Genomic DNA, 17,990 nt, shown 5'->3' with positions numbered 1-17,990 from the left:
GATATCCAAGTTTTCCTTCTTGATATTCTTGAACTACCATAATCTTAAATTCATCACTATATTTAGTCATAAATAAACACCCCAAAAGTTAGATTTCTGACTCTAACTTTTGGGGTGCATCACATTTTCATTTGATTTACGAGGGATTTTATCGAGATTTTCGCATTTTGTCCATAGACAATTTTGTTTTTCAACAGTATGAAACCTTGTCATTCGTTGAATGACAAGGTTAATTTTATATTTCTAGTCACTAATTGACTAATCTCGAATTAATCCTTAGCCTACATTAAAATTCTAATACTATGTAATATCATATCACTCAAATAGCACCATCTGCTCCACTTGTCCTAAACGCTCAATCGTCTTTAGTTCATGGTCTTGAAATATGCGCGATGAAGCCATTTTTCATTTGTCATGACTTTTTTGTTTTTCTCCAAATCTACCCACCGGATAGACGCATAAATAAAATACCAGCAATCGCAGTCAATATACCGATCAATTCTAAGCGAGTAAATTTTTCTTTAATAAAAAAGCGAGTGTAGAGTAGAACTAAGAAGACATTCAGTGAAACTACTGCCGATACAAGTCCAGCTTTCCCGTAATCAAAAGCGATAAGAATAAACACCATACCTACTGCATTCGTAATCCCTACTCCCATCCCAACCAGAAATGTTCTTTTTTCCGTCCAAGGATTATTAATTTTCGAAATGACGGGTTTTACCCTGAGTTTTGTTTGAAGTTCTGTAGCAGCATTCTCTTTTGAAGCAGCAAGTTCTCGATTTACGAACTTATTTTTTACTTTATAGTCCCTTAGCCACCAAAAACCAAAACAGATGGTTCCAGTTAAGAACATTAAAAAGAGCGTTGGAAACATTGGAGAGTTCAAAATCGTTGACCATTTTCCAGACAAATCATTAATAGCAAACATTAAAAGTGCTAAGAGCCCCCATTGAGAACCTTGTAAATTTCCAATAGAGATATCATTGGAATAACGGACTAGCAATACGCCTGACACAATGATGATAAATGCAATGAACTGCATGTAGTTTAAACGTTCTCCCCAGATAAAAAATGCACCTATGACAACAAGTACAGCAGGAAGAGCTGTTAAAATGGCTACGACAGATGCTTTCCCTACTTTAAACCCTTTAAACATACTGGCATTCGCTGCAAAAGAGAACAAGCCCATTTGTATTCCCACTAATGAGGTAGCCGCCCATTCTTGATTTAAAACAAAACTGCAAACTAAGCTAATTATCGCACCCATAAAAAAGGTCCCACATAGCAGTGTATTTCGATTCAGAGATTGTTGACTCGTCCAATGATATAGGACTCCCCGCATCCCGAAAGTTATCGCAGCAAGTATTGAAAATATAAGCCACATCTTGTATTTTTCCCCTTTCGAACCTAGTAATCTCTATTCTCTTATGATTCAGCATATTTTACAAGCTTAGTTGTAGCGAGTTTCATTACTTACAAAATTTCATTTTTGATGATTTTGATCTTGTGAACAAACTTTTAAATTTGTACTCCAATTTACATCGTAATTATTTTTACTTATAGATTGACTTTTATTACGAAATTGATTGGTATTATAATTTAAACGCTTACATATAAGGTATGTTTTATGTCTGAAATCACAAAACATACAAAAAAAGGCAAGGGTTAAATTATCGATGCCCCTCTACATAAAAATTTATTTAAGATGTCAGATGGACGGCAATTTATGAAGCATCAGATAAAGAATTACGACGGACCCATGCTCTATCTATTGAATTAAGTAATTCTAAACAGTATAAAGCTAACATTATGATACTTACATCGTGGTATTGGCTGATTTCTTTTATCTAGTATGTAATCAAACAGTTTCTTCCATATATAATAGGAAAATTCGGTATACAAGTAAAAGTTTGAGACAAAATAACGATAAAGTGAAACTTCCATCAGTGGTTTTTTTCCATGAAAATAAACATTTAAAATCAGGAAAAAAAGCAAAAATAAAGATCAAATCATATTGATTGAGTAAACTGGATTAAGGTCTACTACAGCATAGTCAAATTAAGGACATTTTCATCATTATTGGTAACGTTTTACTTCATTGTTGGCTGCCCGCTAATCAGCGATAAGAATGATAAAGGAGATATTTTTTCAATGAATGACGAAATCGAATCAATTTGTGAAGAAGAAACTGACTATATACACCATATTCTTAACGAGCAAATTACTCGCATTTGTGTTAAAGAGGAAGAAGAACGTATGAGAGAAGAATTGAAAAAATAAGAAAAGCGCAAGCGCCTTGTTCAGCCTAAAGCAAGCATAAGACGATTAGGAATAGAGAAGGTGGTCTTTTACCTTCAATTCCTGATCGTCTTATGACCTCGAGGAGCTAGGACGCTTGCGCTAGACACCAAAACATATAAATTCTGGTGTATAAAAAAGGAAACTGTATTGTGAACATTTTCTTAATACAGTTTCCGATAAAAACAAGCTGCTGAAAACTTCTTAACAGCTGTTTTTATGTCCTTACACTATTTAATTATGTTTATCACCTGTTAGTAAAAAAGAAGGCTGCTCCACCATCATTTTATTGTACAAATCTTTGAGTGACTGATCATCTAAACCTAATATTTCCTCTTCATTTTCTGAAAAAAACTTACACATTAATTCTTCCATTTTGATTCTGTCGGTTTCTTCCAAAAAATAATGTTTTAAAATGATATTAGACATGATCTCTTCCCCTTTTGTTTTATTAGCCGTATTGATGATAAAAATTGAGTAATCAATTACTTTGAAATCTTAGTAAGAGTTATCCTAATAACACGACTAATAACCATTTTCTAATATTTTTTTGTACGGCTAGGAATTTTATCACCCCTACTATTTTTCTCTACTTAATGTTATATTTTGCAACATAATAATGAACAATCTAAGTATATGATAAGAGCATGATAACTAATTGTCGAATTGAGTTTTTGGTTTATGACATTTTAATGACAATTGCGAATATTGTGTCTTCCGATGATAATAAGAAGTTTTGTGTTGCTTGGGGTTATACAATATAGCTCTTTAATAAGTTACTACTTGTACAGTTACATCAAATGTATCTTGTGCTTCTTCTTTAGATTTTTATTATCTTTGAAAAAACCATTACCACACTTCAGCAAAATCACTCGCCATTGATACACACTACAATCATTATTACAGAGCTTACAAATAAGGTATGTCTTGGGTTTTCATAAATTTAGATAATTTAACGAAAAGGAAAATATTAATATACCCACAAAAAACACATGACGATTTCACATTGTGAAAAAAGCCATGTGTTTTTGTATGTGATGTGATTGTTTACACATCTAATATGAACCCCTTAGAAATTCCTCAACAGCTTTTTAATTGCTATTTGCGTTTTCAGCGTTGGATTGAACCGTAATTTGTTTTCGATCTGTAAGTTCATCCTCCAACATATTGAAAATGACTCCTGTCAAGCTATGTGTACCAGCAGAATCTTGACCAAGTTCCCATAGCATCATCCCACCAAAGCCGTTATCGAGTGCAAGTTTCGTTTTCTTTTGAATCGTCATCACTCCGTTGTAATGATAGGTCGTTCCGTTTAGATTAACGGTATCCCGATTGGCATTTGCCGGGTCACTGTTAATAATTGCAGCGTATGACATCTGTTTAATTGACAAGTCTTCAGGTTGTGCATAGAAAGGAACGCCTAACACTAATTTTTCTTTAGACACTCCGTGATTGTCGAACAATTTTGACCAATAATTTACAATATTCTCAGTGAACGGATATGGAGACAAGTTCGCTGCATTATATTCCCCATCCCATTGACCGTCATAGGCCATTATATTTACATGATCTACATGCTGAAACATCGATGGTTCATATATAACCGATGTGATTTCTGTACCGGCCACACTATGAATCTTTGAATTTACCGCAATAGACAATTCTTTACCATTTGAATGAAGCTTTTCACTTAAAATTTTTGTAAAAGCAGCTAGATTTTGCGCGTCCTCCTGTGAACGAGGATGTTCAAAATCGATGTCAATCCCATCAAGATTTTCCCGCTCTGCCATTCCGATAAGTTCATTAATTAGCTTTGTACGAGAAGTTGCGTTTGAGATAGCTTCTTTAAAATAATCATACGATTCTCCCCCCTCAATGTGGTACCAACCACCAACTGCGAGCATCATCTTTGTGCCGTGTTGGTGTGCATGTTGAACCATCGTTCGCATGTTTGATAAAGCCGCTTCACCATTCATCAATAGGCTTCCATCTTTTGTTGGGTGGGCAAATGAAAAAATAATATGTGTTAGTTCCGAATAATCAATTGTTTTTGGATCACGAAAATCCTGTACATATCCAATCAATACATTTGATTTCGCTTTTTCGAGCTTAGGTTGTGTTTTTCCATATAGTTGTTTAGTAGATTTAGGAGCTTGACCTATTTTTTGTTGGGTATTGTTACTTGAAAATAACAGTCCAGAAATATATCCTCCCGCAAAAATCAGGATTGCAGTAATTGTTAGGAGAAAGTAGCGTTTCTTCATGATCTACACCCCTTTCACATTGATGGTAATCTAATAAATAGTACCAAAGATTTGAAAGGAAATGTAATGGTAATATTACCCCTTAAAAAAAGGATAGTTAGATCCGATCGATAAAGCAGGACATCTATCAGTGCGAATGATAGCCGATAATGGAAAATTAATCAGTCATGTTTACATGCGTGCCATCTTCTTGTTCGTCCACTTGCAAGTTAGAATGAAAGGGTTTACCTTCCCGATTAAGGCTGTGTCAATCTTTCTAAAAGATTTCGGTAGGAGCGATTCATTGACGTTTTGACTAAAATACATGTATCGTGATCTGAGATCGATTGTAAAAAATTCACTACAGCTTGCTGTTCATGAGCATGGTATACATTTTGGGGATTCATCCCTAATTCAATTGCTCTCATACTCATTACCTTAGATTTTTCACCAATTGTAATGAAATAATCTACTTTGCTGTTCACGACAAGCTCTGCTACGTTGTTATACTCATTCACATACGATTGACCAAGTTCTTCAATATCACCAAGGACGACAACCTTTTTAGTTGCATTACTTGCATGTTGTAAGACATCAAGTGCTGCTTTAATAGATGTTGGATTTGTACTCCAAGTATCATCGATAATGACACTGTCATTTAATCCTTTCTTAAATTGCGTATGGCGTTGAACATGTTTGAATGTTTTTAATCGTTCAATCATATCTGAAATACCCATTTTATTTACTTCTATACAGACAGCAATAGCATACAAGGCATTATAAACATTATGTTCTCCAAAACCAGGTACGAAACAAGGGTATTCTTTTCTTTTATAGCGAATAGTAAAGCCCATCCCTTTTTCTCTGTACTCTATATTTTCAGCGGTCAATGTTGCGTCTTGATATAAACTAACATTTATTATTTTCCCTTTATAGTCAGCTAAATTAATTTTTTTCGTATGCTCATCATCTGCATTCAACACAAGAACACCTTTATTGCCTAACGCCTTTAGCATTTTTTCCTTTTCCTCGATATATTTATCGTGCTCTTGAAACCCTTCAAGATGATCGACACCAATATTGGTAATCACGCCAATATCAGGCCTAAAATAATGGGCTGTATAGAGCATATTGTCTGGGCCATCTACACCCATTTCAATAACTGCTACATCAGTATCATCATCAATTTGCATGAGATATTGAAGATTCCTAGCTAATCCATTCAAACTTAATCTAGTTTTTACAACATTTAAGTCGTTCGATAAAATCCAGGAAATCATTTCCTTTGTTGTTGTTTTTCCACACGTTCCAGTTATACCAATTACTGGAATATCAAACAATCTCCGATAATAACTGATGAATCTATAATAGGCACTTTTTACATTTTGAACCAAAACAATGGTAACTCCCTCATCATTTATACCGCTGACATGGGATAAGTTACTTACTACGATCACACATGTTTTAACATCACTCGGAATCTGAACCTTTCCTTTTTGGATATGGAAATAGATTGAGTGATTCATAAGCTTATATCTTATCCCTTTTGCAACACTTTTTATTAAACTATTTACATCACCGTTAATGATCTCTCCAGACAATACCGGAAGAATACTCTTTAATCTAAGAGTTTTCATAATCTCACCTCACTTACTTTCAAACAACTTTTTATTTGAAAAATTCAAAACATAAAAGACAGGTTCTATATTCTATTTACAATTTCGCTAAGATGTTTTATTTTTTCAATTAAAAGAATCATTGTAGAATACATTTATGCACGCATCCTACGTTTTCTTTCTATATAATATAGCTTTGTTATTCTTAATGTGAATGGAACATTGAAACAAGGTTACCCATAATTATCCCATTCTTATAAAGCAGTAAAAACCTACCTCAAGATTCAGGGAGAAATAAAGTAGAAAGGTGGGAACCTCCATCTTTTTACGTTTTAAAATAAGAAAAACCTGTACTTTTATTATAAAATGTACAAGTTTTTCTTATTTTAAAATGTAGTATAAAATTCTATTTCGTTTGATCGTACTTTTTCTCTGTACCATCTTCAAACTTAACTTCTAACTCAAACTTTGAATAATTTTCATCAAGCTCAAAGACGTTTAATATCTCAGAAATAACTTCTTGATCAGGAGTATCTTGATCAAAGCTTAGCTCCTTAAATTTCGATTCTACTTGTTTAAATGCCGCATCACCATTCAAACTTTGTCCATTCAAGCGGTCCTCTATATCTACCTCCATCCCATCTGCTTCATTTTCATAGCTAACTTCATATGATTCATTCACCCCATAATCAACTTCTAAGTCGAAATTTGTAAAATGATATGGAGGGTTTACATTATTCTCATTTTTACTTTCATTATTTAAATTAGTATCTTCATTTTCGACTGGAGCCTCTGGTGGTGGTTCATTTACTTGATCACTAGTGCAGCCTTGAGCAATTGTAATAATTAGTAAAATCGTTACAATTTTTATATATGTCATCATATACTCACCCATTTCTAATGTAGTTACTTGTATTATCTCCAAAATCCACCAAAACAAAAATATATTTTTCTATTATGCTTCCTCAGTTAAACATTTTCTCGTTCACATGGATGATGAAGATTTATCTAAGGGTAAGCTTGCATACAATTTTGGAGATGGTATTCGGGGAATAACCCGAATTTTTTTACTTTTCTACTTAACACCAAGATATACACCCTGAACATATACCCTTTTGAAGAATATCTTAATACTAAATATGCTAAAGGGTCGTGTTACAATGGAAGAAATTCGTTTGCCAGTCCCCATCCAAACGATGATGATTATAGCGCCAACAGGTACGATTTTTTATCCTCAAGTGCAATGGCTGAAAAGTCGCGCCTTACAAAATAAAATTAATCATGGCATACTAAATAGCGTATATCAAATGTTTATGAAAGGTTATCAACATAACTATATGACAAAAATAATTGGTGAATACGAAGTGAAAAATAATCAGCGCGGGATTATTAGCATAATCATGACTAATATCGCCACTGGTCCAACGCTTTCTCACCCGGTTGAAAATCTCACTGCCTTCACAACAGATATTCGAACAGGTAAAACCTATTCCTTATCAGAACTCTTCAAACTAAATACCCCTTATATCGAGCGTCTATCAGCAATAGTCAAGCATCAAATCGATAAGCGACAGTTAAAAACATATCAAGATTTTACTTCCATCCGTCCTAATCAGGACTTTTATATTGCCGACAAAACGCTCGTGCTTTTTTTTCAAAGCTTTGAAATTGATCCTAACACTTCAGGATTTCCAATCTTCCCTATTTCAATTTATGATATTGCAGATATTTTGAAAGAAAATGGGCCTCTCGGAAAGTTGTTACATGATTAATAGGCTTCAAAACACTTTCTATACCCATTCAGCCTTTCTGAACAGGCAAGACTTCCGTAAGTATGGTTATACTTCTCTTTAAGCCTCGGATAAAGACCTTTTTCACTTAAGTGTTATTAATTGCTTTACACGGAGATTCTTTTTATAATGTGATTGGTTTAGTTGCAGATTTAAAAAGATGAATAGACAGAATGATTCACATTGAATATTTGAGGAGGAAATTTTATGAAAGTAGAGATTTGGTCGGATATTGCTTGTCCTTTTTGTTATATCGGCAAGCGTAAATTTGAACAAGGATTAGAACAATTTATGCATAACGAAACAGTGGATGTAACGTATAAAAGCTTTCAACTTGACCCCAATGCAGCAAAACAACAAAATCAGTCGATGTCAGAAATGCTCGCTAAAAAAATGGGTGTCAGTATCGAACAGGCTAAAGAGATGAACAGACATGTGGCATCACAAGCTAGTGAGGTTGGTCTTACTTATCATCTTGATACAGCAATTCCAACAAATACACTTGATGCCCATCGGCTTATTCAATATGCCGCCACAGAAGGAAAAATGGATGCTATGAAAGAACGCTTGCTAAAAGCTTATTTCACAGAATCTAAGAACGTTGCAGACCATTCAACGCTCACTCTGCTTGCAGAAGAAGTTGGTTTGGATAAGCAGGGAGTCGAAAATGTTCTTTTTGGAAATGCATATCTGCAAGAAGTTCAGAATGATCAACGTGAAGGTTCACAGCTTGGTCTACAAGGCGTACCATTCTTTGTCATAAATCGAAAGTACGCAGTTTCAGGCGCCCAATCTCCTGAAACATTCCTTAGTGTCTTAAATAAAGTTTGGGACGAAGAAAACCCAAAAGCAGATCTAAAAACGCTAGGAGAGACGGGTGCTTCATGTACAGACGATTCATGTACACCATAAGTATGTACAATTAAAGAGCTATTATGTAAAAGTCAAGGGGAGTAGTTTCCCTTGACTTTTCGGTTTACAGACGCTCATTCTGTAACTGCAAATTTTTCATGTTATAGGAAACTATAAAATTCTTGTAATGTGGATAAGCGCATGGCATCCAGCGCAAGCGTCCGTCCCCTCTTTCGTCTACAGCCACTTTTGAATTGATGGGGCGCAAAACACTTTCTATTCAAAAGCGTCTTATGCTATGCCTGAGGCTGATCATGGCGCTTGCGCTTTTGTTTTTCACACAATTTTATTTAAATAATCACGACTTATTTGAATGCTTTCAAATGGAGATCTTTTGCATTTATCTTGTTCTACCACCAGCCACTGTACGTTTGATTCTTTACTTTTTTTAACAATCGCTTCGATATTCACTCTTCCAGTTCCTAGTTCAGCAAAGTTTTTTTCACTATCTGTTGTCATATCCTTTAAATGGATGAGTGGCATCCGCCCTGAAAAGTTTTTCAGCCAAATTAAAGGATCTTCCCCTGCAAGTGTCAGCCAATAGACATCCAATTCGACTTTTACATAGTCCGAATCCGTTTCAGCCAAAAGAACCTCAAGATTTGTTTTATCACCACTTTTTTCTAATTCAAAATCATGATGATGATAGCTTAATTCAATCCCGTATTGCTTACTTCTCTCTCCAATTTTATTTAGTATTTTTGCTAATTGGACATAATCCGCTCGTCTATCTTCTCCTAAGTATGGGCAAACGATATTGTTGCAATCTAGCTTTTTTAGATACAGTAATTCCCTTTCAAGATTTTCTTCCATTTTTTCCAACGGAACATGACTACTTACTACACTTAGATTTAGTCGATCAAGTATCGCCTTTAAATCTTCAGCTTCTTTCCCCCAATAGCCAGCCAGTTCTACGTACTTATACCCTATTTCAGACACCTTTTCTAATGTGTGGTAAAAGTCTTTTGCACACTCATCATGCAAAGTGTATAGTTGTAAAACAATTGAGTCATTCATTTTTGCATATCCTCCCCTAGTTTGGAATGATTTTAACCGTTCTACTTTGTACACGTGTGTCGTGAAATGCACCAAGAATCCCCTTCTCTTTTATGTGCGCCTTTTGGACTTTTCTTAACGGAATTTCCACCTCAAATTCTCCTTTAAAAGGATATGGATGTACGATGATCTCCTCTTCACTTTTCCATTCGACCTTAAATGTATCCTCATGATAAAATGAAAATGGTTGGGCTAACCCTTTCTTAAACCAATTATGTAGAGAAAGACCGGTTGCTCCAGCCTCTTGCATACAGACAAAGAGAGAAATGTTATCACAAAATTTAAGTAAGTTATAATGAAAAATAAAGTTTTTGTCCGCTTCATTTACATCCAATATCTTTAAAAGTCGTTTTTGTCTTCGCTGTTCCGCCTGTATAAATTCAATAATTCGATTGTCATCAATTTCACCTGGGAAAAATCCAGTATAATGAATGCTACAAAGTAAAGCAGCATATAGGTTTTGCTCTTCTATTTCATTTAATCCCTTACGATAAAAATCAAGCTTAATTGAAATAGGAAAATCATTAAAGGTATAAGGCTCATTAGTATTGTCATTCCAGATAGGTGATTCATCAAGATTAATCCAAGAGCGATCATGTTGGGCAATTGCATATAAAACTGAATCCCTTTTATCTTTATCAAGGAAAAGCTCCACTTTCCAGTTCTGCGCGAAATCTTCTGATAAGATAGCATGCGCATGCTGTTCTGTCATAACAAATGAGTCATCCTCCTCGTATACAACCAAAGCAACCTCTCCCCCTCTTATTAAACCAATTTCCTAAAAAAAACACGGTAACATATAAATTCGTTGTGAACGAAAAAATACCTTCATTCGTTTGATGAAGTTCATAATCGTGCAAGAACAAAAGCGCAAGCGCCTTGATCAGCCTCAGACATAGACCCAAGAGGGCCGGACGCTTGCGCTGGATGCTATGCGCTTATCCACACAGTACAAAAATTTTATAGTCCCTTATAACATGAAAAAAGTTTGAATGACATTTTATGGCTTCCTTGCCTTAAATTTATTCAAACGAGCGAATACATTAATTAATCAATTATGACGAATTATAGTGTTGTACGATTTGAAATGGAGGGATTAAACAGTGCAAAATCAAATGCATCAACAGGATATGCACCAATCAACCAATTATCAAGCTAAAATGAATCATGGCGGACATGAGATGTTTGATGCCCATGAAATCATCTCTGGAACAATTTCACTATTAAATCAATACCAAATGTACGATCAATTTATGAAAGATCAAGAACTTAAAACCATCCTTCAACGTCAATACACATTTATTAATGATCTGTATAACTTGATGGTTCAAGCATTTTCAACTGGAGAGGATCCATCACATCGAACACAGGCTTATGAAATGCAACTTAGTCATGATATTGTGTATGGGTTAACCCCTTCACAACCGAAAAAGCCAAACCAATCTATAAATGAATTAGGCGAACAATGTCTTTCCAGTTTTATGCTTGGACAATGTAAATCAATGGCTGGTTTACTTGGGATGGCAGCCTGTGAGATTACAAATCCTGTGTTACGTAGAGTAGTCGCAGCTAGTGTCCCTAATTTTGTTGAAATGGCATATGAACTGTTCTTATATCAAAACAAGCATCAATATTACCAGGTTCCACAGCTTCAACAACAGGATATGACCCAAATGGTAAATTCTTTTACAATCACTAAAGCTTCATCGATAAACCAACAACCACCAATGTATATGTAATAAAATGTGCGATAACACGAATAAACAATCGTCTTACTGTATAAATTAAGAGTGTCCCTTTCGAAACCTTCGCTTGTTGCGGGACACTTAACCATGTACGGATCGGAAGGGACTAGTACCTGATTTTTAATCAGGTACTTTTTGTATATGAAGAACAAAAGCAGAAGTGCCTTGATCAGCCTCGGGCAAATAAGACGCTCTTGAATAGAAGGTGTTTTTTATCTTCAATTCAAGAGTGGCTGTAGATCCTAGAGGGGCCGGACGCTTGCACTGGATGTCAGGCGCTTTTCCACAGTTTAAGAATTTTTGTAACACTCTGCCCATTCTAACTATCCACATATACTTTATTCCTCCATTTTTACTAATTCATGTGATAGGGATATTACTACACGTTAAGAATGGGAAAAAATGTTGCTAAAATGACCACTTTGCAAACAAAGTATTAGTGCGAATCTAAGCTATTTCTGCTATTATTGAAGTGGAAACTACTTTTGGGCATTTTTGTTAACTTTCATACATGGAAATAGAATCAACTTACCTAAAAGACTTTCCTTGTGCTTAAAAGTAAATGGACTACCTGCCGAAAAGTTGGTTACCGATTGATGAGACATAATGGAGACAATCAGCAATCATTCGATGATCGTGCATTTCTAGGAGGAGCTCTTATGATACGTACATATGAATTTGTTTATCTACCAACAGATGCTGGAACCATTCGACTCGACATTTACTATAAACATTCTATGTTTCATGTTCAAGCTGAGTTAAATGGATTAGTGACTTCGTCTTATGACCGCAAAAAAGTTGAAGCTGTCAAGAAATCTTTGCTCCTCTTAGCAAAAGAACACCATGCATTTTGACATCAAAAAGTTTTCTACTTTATTATGCTTGTGCATACGATGGGTTTAAAAAAGAAGGACTTTAATACTTTCACAATTAATGATTTGTTTTGGGCAGTTATACACCCGCTTCTAATACGAATTGGAAAGCCGGTAACTAACTGCTCTTTACTATTACACGAGTATATTCATAGAGGTGAAAAACATGCTAGAAGGTTGGTTTCTTTGGTTTATCCTATTTTGGATTGTTTTTTTAGTTTCCATGTTAGCAATAGGCGGATTTTTCATGTTTCGCAAGTTTCTTCAAAGATTACCGAAGGAAGATGGTAAATCCGATTTAGATTGGCAAGATTATTATCTTGAAAAATCGAAACACTTATGGAAGCAAGAAGAAAAATATTTATTGGAAGAACTTGTTGAGCCTGTACCAGAGCTTTTCCGAGATGTTGCTCGCGCAAAAATTGCTGGAAAAATTGGACAACTTGCTCTAGAAGAAAATGTCTCAAGCATCACGTTAGATTTAGTCATACGAGGATATATTATCGCTACCCCGAAACGTGATCACAAATTTCTAATGAAGCGCTTAGAAGAAAAACAGATCGACTACTCAGCTTATGAAGCGCTATTTTAAAAAGATCCGAAACGTAATGATCGTTTCGGATCTTTTTGCTGACATATTTAATAGCTTAAATGAAACTAGTTGAATGAAACAGATTCTTTTACAAAAAAGAATTGTGATATAAAAAGGTTCTATATGTGCTAAATGGTCGGTATATTTGTCGACGTATTTAGTTGAGCCTTCACCTTTTTATAGGAAAAGAACATGGCAATTCTCCAAGGAACAATCATCCCGAATGCAAGAATCCAGAACATACCCCCAAGTTCACCAACATCAATCGTTCTACTTAAATACAATTTTAGGATAATTCTAATAATCAACAAACCAATTAAAATAAATGCAAAGGCTTTTGAGCGCTTTAAATATACATCATTTTCTTTAATTTCAAAATTAGATGTTTTAATCAAAAAAATCGAAAAGATCATTCCTACTAAAAGAGCTTCAAAAAACTCGACTGCTGTTACTCGAAACATCGGGTGAATAAACATTAATGCTCCCGTGCTCATAAAAATCGGCGGCAAAATGATCTTTTTAGCTGTAGCAGGCTTTTTAGCAGATTTCGTTCGAATGTATAAAACAACCAATGCCATCCCCAATGCAAAAATTGAAGAAATAATCGCGACCAAATAAATCATTCCTTTACTAGACAACTTTTAGCCTTAGTATAAACAAAATTCCCACGTTTACCTACAATACACTTTCAACAAATCCAATTGAAGTTTATTCACTAAAGCGAGAATTATTTTAGCTTTTCAAAACAAGTTTCCTCAGTTTCACTTCATAGCTCCACTATATGGAGGCTTATATTCGATTACAATGGATAAACAATTCCTTTTTTACCTTATCCTAAAACTCGATTTATTGCTTCTAGGACACGATTGTCATCGAATGGTTTAACAATAAAATCTTTTGCACCAGCCTCAATTGCCTCTACTACCATTTTTTGCTGTCCCATTGCAGAGCACATGATTATTTTTGCATTCGAATACTTTTGGATAATCTCTTTAAGTGCTTCAATGCCATTTTTTTTAGGCATCGTAATGTCCATTGTAACTAAATCAGGTTGTTCTTTTTCAAATAAATCAACTGCTTCTACACCATTTTCCGCTTCTCCGACAACTTCATGGTTTGCCCTTTGTAATATATTAGATAACGTCATTCTCATAAACTTAGCATCATCAACAATTAATATTCTAGCCACGTCTAGTTCCCCCTCAATAATGATAAAGGAAGCCTGATGATAGTCAAAAACTTCTTCTGTAAAAAGCAATCGACTATACATGTTATGGAGGCACTATATGCTTTTACCTTGCAACCATAAAAATCTTCCACCTTTATCTATTATAACAAAATATTCAAATAAAATAGTGAAATAGACCCAAAAATTGTTTTTTTTGAATTTGCAAGATCTAAAACCCTGTAAATCCTCCATAAAATTGAGTTAAATAAATGATAATCAGCGTCATCAAATCAAAGTATAGTAAAATTCCCATCACAATCATGAGATATCCACCGATTTTCATAATTTTCATATTATGCTTTTTTATCCAGCCAAGCTTACCTATAAAGAAAGATAATACGAAGAACGGTATGGCAAATCCTAATATATAGGCTATCATATAAATCATCGCCGAATTGGGATTTGTTGCTGCTAGCCAAATAACTGCAGAAAGAATTGGTCCTGTACATGGTGTCCAGCCCGCGGCGAACGCCATACCTATTAATGATGAACCAATATATCCACTAGGTCGGTTCTTAAATTCAAATCTATGATCCTTCATTAAGAATTTCGGTGTAAAAACACCAATAATCATTAATCCAAACACGACAATTAATATCGCACCTATTTGTCGGATCAAATCTTGATAATTTTGAAAAAATTCACCGACTAAAGATGTACCAAACCCAAGCGCAATAAATATAGAAGAAAAACCCAATAAAAAGAAAATCGTATGAACTAGGCTTCTCTTTTGTACTAGTCCATTTTCAGATTTTAGTTCTCCAACAGAAACTCCAGTAATATATGATAAAAATGCTGGATATAGAGGTAAACAACACGGAGAAATAAAAGATAAAAAACCAGCCCCAAATGCTAAAAAAATATTTATGTCTGCCATCAGACTCCTCCTAGAGTGAATATTATCCCTATTCTAGCAAAACACGCTTTACTTTTAGTGGATTTTAAATGTCACATTAACAACAACTACTACCCAATTCACATTTGATTCCTATTACAAACTTATTATAATAGATATAGTGTCGTTTTTTCTAGTATCTTCCTTTGAAACCATTCCATAAAAAGGGTATAATTTTAGTAGTTATCTATCATTAATGAAAGGACAAGTCCTCGTGTCTAAACAAGAAATGCTAAAAATCATCGAAAATAAAAGAGCCGAGTTAATTGACATTGTCCAAAAAAATGGGCTAAATTCAACGATTTCTATCGAATACAGCCAAGAGCTCGATAAATTATTAAATGAATATATTGAACTACCCTAATCGAAAGTACTTCTTAATTTTTAAGAAATAGTTATTCTCTAAAAAGAGTAGTCTAAATAACTTATTAGTCCATTGCCTGATCAACTGGGCAATGGGCACATTGCTTTCTCGGACAAACCTTTTTCCACTAATCACCAGTGAACTCCTATGTGAAAAATATCACTCACGGGGTATTGCCTCCTTGGAATTAAAAAGTCTATCAGATAGAAATAATGGGTATGTAATTCGGTTCATACATCTACTCTTAGTTCAAAAGATTTTTTCTATTTTAATTCTAATCGTACTGTTTATATAACAATTTTACCACTTAAAACTATACTTTTCCCTTTTTTGAATTTTATATTTCGACGAACTTAGCACATTTTAACATCGATAACTAACTTTGCGCCCTCCTTCATTCAGGGAAACATTTTATGCATTTATCAGGACAACATACTGACAATTAAACACCATAAACGCAAATAAAAAGCACGCTATTTTGCGTGCTATTGTTGTTTCGATATTTGCTTAAAAGATGGGAATCAGATCCATTTATTGAGCCATACATTTCTATGTAACTTATAAGAGCCTATATACATAACTTGATATCGAAATTTAAATTATTTCTAAAGAAGTGTTTATTTTGTATTATGATAATTATTATCCAGGTTATAATCCACATAGGTTAACTCCTGTAGGTTGTATTGGTAAATTCACAATGAATGAATTGTCCCAGCCATTTCTAATAAGGAAGTGGCTATTTCTATATCAAACTTATATTTTTATATAGATTAATGCTACCTGCTTATCAAATTTGACCCCCTCTGTCGTGTTTTGCAACATGGTTATTTTGACCTGATGTAAGGATTGTTTACCTCAAATACATTATCTCACCGCTAATTACTGTTCTCCATATTTTTGCACATGTAATTATTTGGAATTCAGACTAGGACACGTTGTCCTATGCAACTCACTTATTACAGATAAGTGACATACCTACAATTTGTCTTTATATTCGACAAAATAACAACGTAACAAAATCTACCCTTTAAATGGTATGATTTCCAGTTTCTCGCATATCATTAATTCATAAATCATTATGAAAAGGGTGAAGACTTTGAAACAATACATTTTCACGGTTAATACCAACAAAATGCAACGTGAACTTATCATTAACGCTAAAGGAATTACAGATGCTGTTGAACAAGTCAAACTTATAATGAAATTTGCTAGAGTGAAAAATTCTACTCAAGCGAAAAATATCCAATTTAAAGGTATTAAGTATTAATTAACTGATTGCTGAATAAATCCAAGACACTATGCTAAAAAATCATAAAACAGGTGTTTACACTCTCTTCTTTTCTCCACAACTAATCCAGCATAAACAACTGAGTAAAAGTACCCTTCAAATGTTGATCTAATCTTCCTTAGTTTTTTAGAGAATACAGACTGCTTAAACGCATCTACAACAACGTCACACAACGGCTTCTCTATCTTCGTTTTTTTGTAGGCTATCAAGATCAAGACCCTATTCCACAATTTATACGTGTCTACTGCGTTCATGAATGGCTTAGTTGCTTGGATAAATTCTTGGTCAACATTTGCAGGAGTGTATGAGTTGTCTAATTCATCTACTGACGGTTCTATTACGTTATGAAGGTTTTTATTCTCACAGAGTGAGCTTTGCTTATTCTCTGTTTTATTAGTAGTGACAGGTACAGTGACATCTTGCGGTGACATATTATTTTCAACTGGTAAATTACCTTCCAATTCCTGTACAACAATGATATTTACACCACGTTTTTTATTGACTCTAACAGTTGGAATACGTTTAATAATTCCTAACTCTTAAGTTTATTGACAGCCCTGATAACCGTTCTACGGCTCACTTTAACTTGATCAGCTATATAGGCAAAAGAGAGACACCAATAACCTTAACTGAGTTGCATCCAGATTGATTCGAGGACGTTGTATGTAGCTTCAGATAGTTCTGACTTATGTTTATATAAAAATGAACGGACTGACTTATCTATTTCCTCTATAGAGTTGAATGATTGATATTGTTTAATTGTGTCAAAGTTTTAATCTCACATATGCTTTTAAATCATGAACAGTGATACTTTCTAGTTCTGTAATCCCTCTCTTTTCAATCAGAAATTGTTTTAATTGCTTCAACTCTTGACGCTTATTTTTCATTGTTTTTGGCGTAAATCCTTTAGCTTCACAATGGTTAAAAGTACTCTGTTAAAACATCTTCTAAGAACACAAAAAAACCACCTTCCTGCTGAATTTTCCAACAGAAAAAGTGGTTTTGTAATTGTTATAAGAAGGATTAAGCAATTTGTTATAAAAATGACAATGAAAGATTCACCAACCTCTATATTTAGAGAAGATAATTTC

The 17,990-nt window shown here is 34.2% G+C and carries 20 protein-coding genes; 8 read left to right on the top strand and 12 right to left on the bottom strand.

Annotation, left to right across the window (positions count from 1 at the left end):
* Nucleotides 1-439: 439 nt before the first annotated feature.
* Nucleotides 440-1,384 (bottom strand): EamA family transporter, encoded by a 945-nt coding sequence (locus K9V48_RS09930; RefSeq protein ID WP_224138786.1) that lies wholly within the window; start codon nt 1,382-1,384, stop codon nt 440-442.
* A 767-nt stretch (nt 1,385-2,151) separates the two neighbouring features.
* Between K9V48_RS09930 and K9V48_RS29040 the strand changes: the two genes are divergently transcribed.
* Entirely contained in the window at nt 2,152-2,280 is a 129-nt protein-coding gene (locus K9V48_RS29040) for a hypothetical protein (RefSeq protein WP_263432786.1), read from the top strand.
* A 252-nt stretch (nt 2,281-2,532) separates the two neighbouring features.
* On the opposite strand, the gene K9V48_RS09925 is transcribed toward K9V48_RS29040, so the two are convergent.
* From K9V48_RS09925 to K9V48_RS09910, 4 genes are all read right to left on the bottom strand, one after another.
* Nucleotides 2,533-2,727: a hypothetical protein gene (locus tag K9V48_RS09925; RefSeq protein ID WP_224138785.1), complete on the bottom strand. Its 195-nt coding sequence runs from the start codon at nt 2,725-2,727 to the stop codon at nt 2,533-2,535.
* A 662-nt stretch (nt 2,728-3,389) separates the two neighbouring features.
* Nucleotides 3,390-4,562 carry a glycoside hydrolase family 18 protein gene (locus K9V48_RS09920; protein WP_224138783.1) on the bottom strand — a complete coding sequence of 391 codons (1,173 nt, stop codon included), beginning with the start codon at nt 4,560-4,562 and terminating at the stop codon, nt 3,390-3,392.
* A gap of 236 nt (nt 4,563-4,798) precedes the next feature.
* Entirely contained in the window at nt 4,799-6,178 is a 1,380-nt protein-coding gene (locus tag K9V48_RS09915; RefSeq protein WP_224138782.1) for a UDP-N-acetylmuramoyl-tripeptide--D-alanyl-D-alanine ligase, read from the bottom strand.
* A 385-nt stretch (nt 6,179-6,563) separates the two neighbouring features.
* Nucleotides 6,564-7,037, bottom strand: a complete 474-nt coding sequence (locus tag K9V48_RS09910; RefSeq protein ID WP_224138780.1) for a YusW family protein — start codon at nt 7,035-7,037, stop codon at nt 6,564-6,566.
* A 280-nt stretch (nt 7,038-7,317) separates the two neighbouring features.
* Between K9V48_RS09910 and K9V48_RS09905 the strand changes: the two genes are divergently transcribed.
* Complete coding sequence (locus tag K9V48_RS09905; RefSeq protein WP_224138778.1) at nt 7,318-7,929, top strand: RsiV family protein; 612 nt, start codon at nt 7,318-7,320, stop codon at nt 7,927-7,929.
* Nucleotides 7,930-8,154: 225 nt separating this feature from the next.
* Nucleotides 8,155-8,859 (top strand): DsbA family oxidoreductase, encoded by a 705-nt coding sequence (locus K9V48_RS09900; protein ID WP_224138777.1) that lies wholly within the window; start codon nt 8,155-8,157, stop codon nt 8,857-8,859.
* Nucleotides 8,860-9,135: 276 nt separating this feature from the next.
* Here K9V48_RS09900 and K9V48_RS09895 read toward each other — a convergent pair whose 3' ends face one another.
* Entirely contained in the window at nt 9,136-9,876 is a 741-nt protein-coding gene (locus K9V48_RS09895; protein WP_224138775.1) for a sugar phosphate isomerase/epimerase family protein, read from the bottom strand.
* Between the two features lie 16 nt (nt 9,877-9,892).
* Entirely contained in the window at nt 9,893-10,660 is a 768-nt protein-coding gene (locus K9V48_RS09890) for a DUF3891 family protein (protein ID WP_224138773.1), read from the bottom strand.
* Between the two features lie 358 nt (nt 10,661-11,018).
* Here K9V48_RS09890 and K9V48_RS09885 point away from each other — a divergent pair, with 358 nt between their 5' ends.
* From K9V48_RS09885 to K9V48_RS09875, 3 genes are all read left to right on the top strand, one after another.
* Complete coding sequence (locus K9V48_RS09885; protein ID WP_308012540.1) at nt 11,019-11,654, top strand: spore coat protein; 636 nt, start codon at nt 11,019-11,021, stop codon at nt 11,652-11,654.
* A gap of 665 nt (nt 11,655-12,319) precedes the next feature.
* Nucleotides 12,320-12,514 (top strand): hypothetical protein, encoded by a 195-nt coding sequence (locus K9V48_RS09880; RefSeq protein WP_224138771.1) that lies wholly within the window; start codon nt 12,320-12,322, stop codon nt 12,512-12,514.
* Nucleotides 12,515-12,698: 184 nt separating this feature from the next.
* Nucleotides 12,699-13,124 carry a DUF2621 domain-containing protein gene (locus K9V48_RS09875; RefSeq protein WP_224138770.1) on the top strand — a complete coding sequence of 142 codons (426 nt, stop codon included), beginning with the start codon at nt 12,699-12,701 and terminating at the stop codon, nt 13,122-13,124.
* 128 nt (nt 13,125-13,252) lie between these two features.
* Here the strand turns inward: K9V48_RS09875 and K9V48_RS09870 are convergent, their stop codons facing one another.
* The 3 genes from K9V48_RS09870 to K9V48_RS09860 all read right to left on the bottom strand — a co-directional run bounded on the left by K9V48_RS09870 (nt 13,253) and on the right by K9V48_RS09860 (nt 15,229).
* Complete coding sequence (locus tag K9V48_RS09870; RefSeq protein ID WP_224138795.1) at nt 13,253-13,747, bottom strand: CcdC family protein; 495 nt, start codon at nt 13,745-13,747, stop codon at nt 13,253-13,255.
* Nucleotides 13,748-13,953: 206 nt separating this feature from the next.
* Nucleotides 13,954-14,313: a response regulator gene (locus tag K9V48_RS09865; RefSeq protein WP_224138769.1), complete on the bottom strand. Its 360-nt coding sequence runs from the start codon at nt 14,311-14,313 to the stop codon at nt 13,954-13,956.
* Nucleotides 14,314-14,521: 208 nt separating this feature from the next.
* Nucleotides 14,522-15,229, bottom strand: a complete 708-nt coding sequence (locus tag K9V48_RS09860) for a cytochrome c biogenesis CcdA family protein (protein ID WP_224138767.1) — start codon at nt 15,227-15,229, stop codon at nt 14,522-14,524.
* Between the two features lie 232 nt (nt 15,230-15,461).
* Between K9V48_RS09860 and K9V48_RS09855 the strand changes: the two genes are divergently transcribed.
* Together K9V48_RS09855 and K9V48_RS09850 are read left to right on the top strand one after the other, a co-directional pair.
* Nucleotides 15,462-15,611 carry a Spo0E family sporulation regulatory protein-aspartic acid phosphatase gene (locus K9V48_RS09855; protein WP_111615423.1) on the top strand — a complete coding sequence of 50 codons (150 nt, stop codon included), beginning with the start codon at nt 15,462-15,464 and terminating at the stop codon, nt 15,609-15,611.
* A 1,096-nt stretch (nt 15,612-16,707) separates the two neighbouring features.
* Nucleotides 16,708-16,878, top strand: coding sequence for a hypothetical protein (locus tag K9V48_RS09850; protein ID WP_224138765.1), 171 nt, complete (start codon nt 16,708-16,710; stop codon nt 16,876-16,878).
* Nucleotides 16,879-16,907: 29 nt separating this feature from the next.
* On the opposite strand, the gene K9V48_RS09845 is transcribed toward K9V48_RS09850, so the two are convergent.
* On the bottom strand, nt 16,908-17,360 hold the full coding sequence (locus tag K9V48_RS09845; protein WP_224138764.1) for a hypothetical protein: 453 nt from the start codon (nt 17,358-17,360) through the stop codon (nt 16,908-16,910).
* A gap of 303 nt (nt 17,361-17,663) precedes the next feature.
* Nucleotides 17,664-17,786, bottom strand: a complete 123-nt coding sequence (locus K9V48_RS29035) for a hypothetical protein (protein WP_263432785.1) — start codon at nt 17,784-17,786, stop codon at nt 17,664-17,666.
* Nucleotides 17,787-17,990: the final 204 nt, after the last annotated feature.

Source organism: Metabacillus rhizolycopersici, from assembly GCF_020075705.1.
This window is presented reverse-complemented; position numbering and strand designations above follow the sequence as displayed.

What these genes read in the sequence shown, in the direction of transcription:
- K9V48_RS09930 (WP_224138786.1), bottom strand. Translation starts at nt 1,384, where the DNA reads ATGTGGCTTATATTTTCAATACTTGCTGCGATAACTTTCGGGATGCGG.
- K9V48_RS29040 (WP_263432786.1), top strand. Translation starts at nt 2,152, where the DNA reads ATGAATGACGAAATCGAATCAATTTGTGAAGAAGAAACTGACTATATA.
- K9V48_RS09925 (WP_224138785.1), bottom strand. Translation starts at nt 2,727, where the DNA reads ATGTCTAATATCATTTTAAAACATTATTTTTTGGAAGAAACCGACAGA.
- K9V48_RS09920 (WP_224138783.1), bottom strand. Translation starts at nt 4,562, where the DNA reads ATGAAGAAACGCTACTTTCTCCTAACAATTACTGCAATCCTGATTTTT.
- K9V48_RS09915 (WP_224138782.1), bottom strand. Translation starts at nt 6,178, where the DNA reads ATGAAAACTCTTAGATTAAAGAGTATTCTTCCGGTATTGTCTGGAGAG.
- K9V48_RS09910 (WP_224138780.1), bottom strand. Translation starts at nt 7,037, where the DNA reads ATGACATATATAAAAATTGTAACGATTTTACTAATTATTACAATTGCT.
- K9V48_RS09905 (WP_224138778.1), top strand. Translation starts at nt 7,318, where the DNA reads ATGGAAGAAATTCGTTTGCCAGTCCCCATCCAAACGATGATGATTATA.
- K9V48_RS09900 (WP_224138777.1), top strand. Translation starts at nt 8,155, where the DNA reads ATGAAAGTAGAGATTTGGTCGGATATTGCTTGTCCTTTTTGTTATATC.
- K9V48_RS09895 (WP_224138775.1), bottom strand. Translation starts at nt 9,876, where the DNA reads ATGAATGACTCAATTGTTTTACAACTATACACTTTGCATGATGAGTGT.
- K9V48_RS09880 (WP_224138771.1), top strand. Translation starts at nt 12,320, where the DNA reads ATGATACGTACATATGAATTTGTTTATCTACCAACAGATGCTGGAACC.
- K9V48_RS09875 (WP_224138770.1), top strand. Translation starts at nt 12,699, where the DNA reads ATGCTAGAAGGTTGGTTTCTTTGGTTTATCCTATTTTGGATTGTTTTT.
- K9V48_RS09870 (WP_224138795.1), bottom strand. Translation starts at nt 13,747, where the DNA reads ATGATTTATTTGGTCGCGATTATTTCTTCAATTTTTGCATTGGGGATG.
- K9V48_RS09860 (WP_224138767.1), bottom strand. Translation starts at nt 15,229, where the DNA reads ATGGCAGACATAAATATTTTTTTAGCATTTGGGGCTGGTTTTTTATCT.
- K9V48_RS29035 (WP_263432785.1), bottom strand. Translation starts at nt 17,786, where the DNA reads ATGAAAAATAAGCGTCAAGAGTTGAAGCAATTAAAACAATTTCTGATT.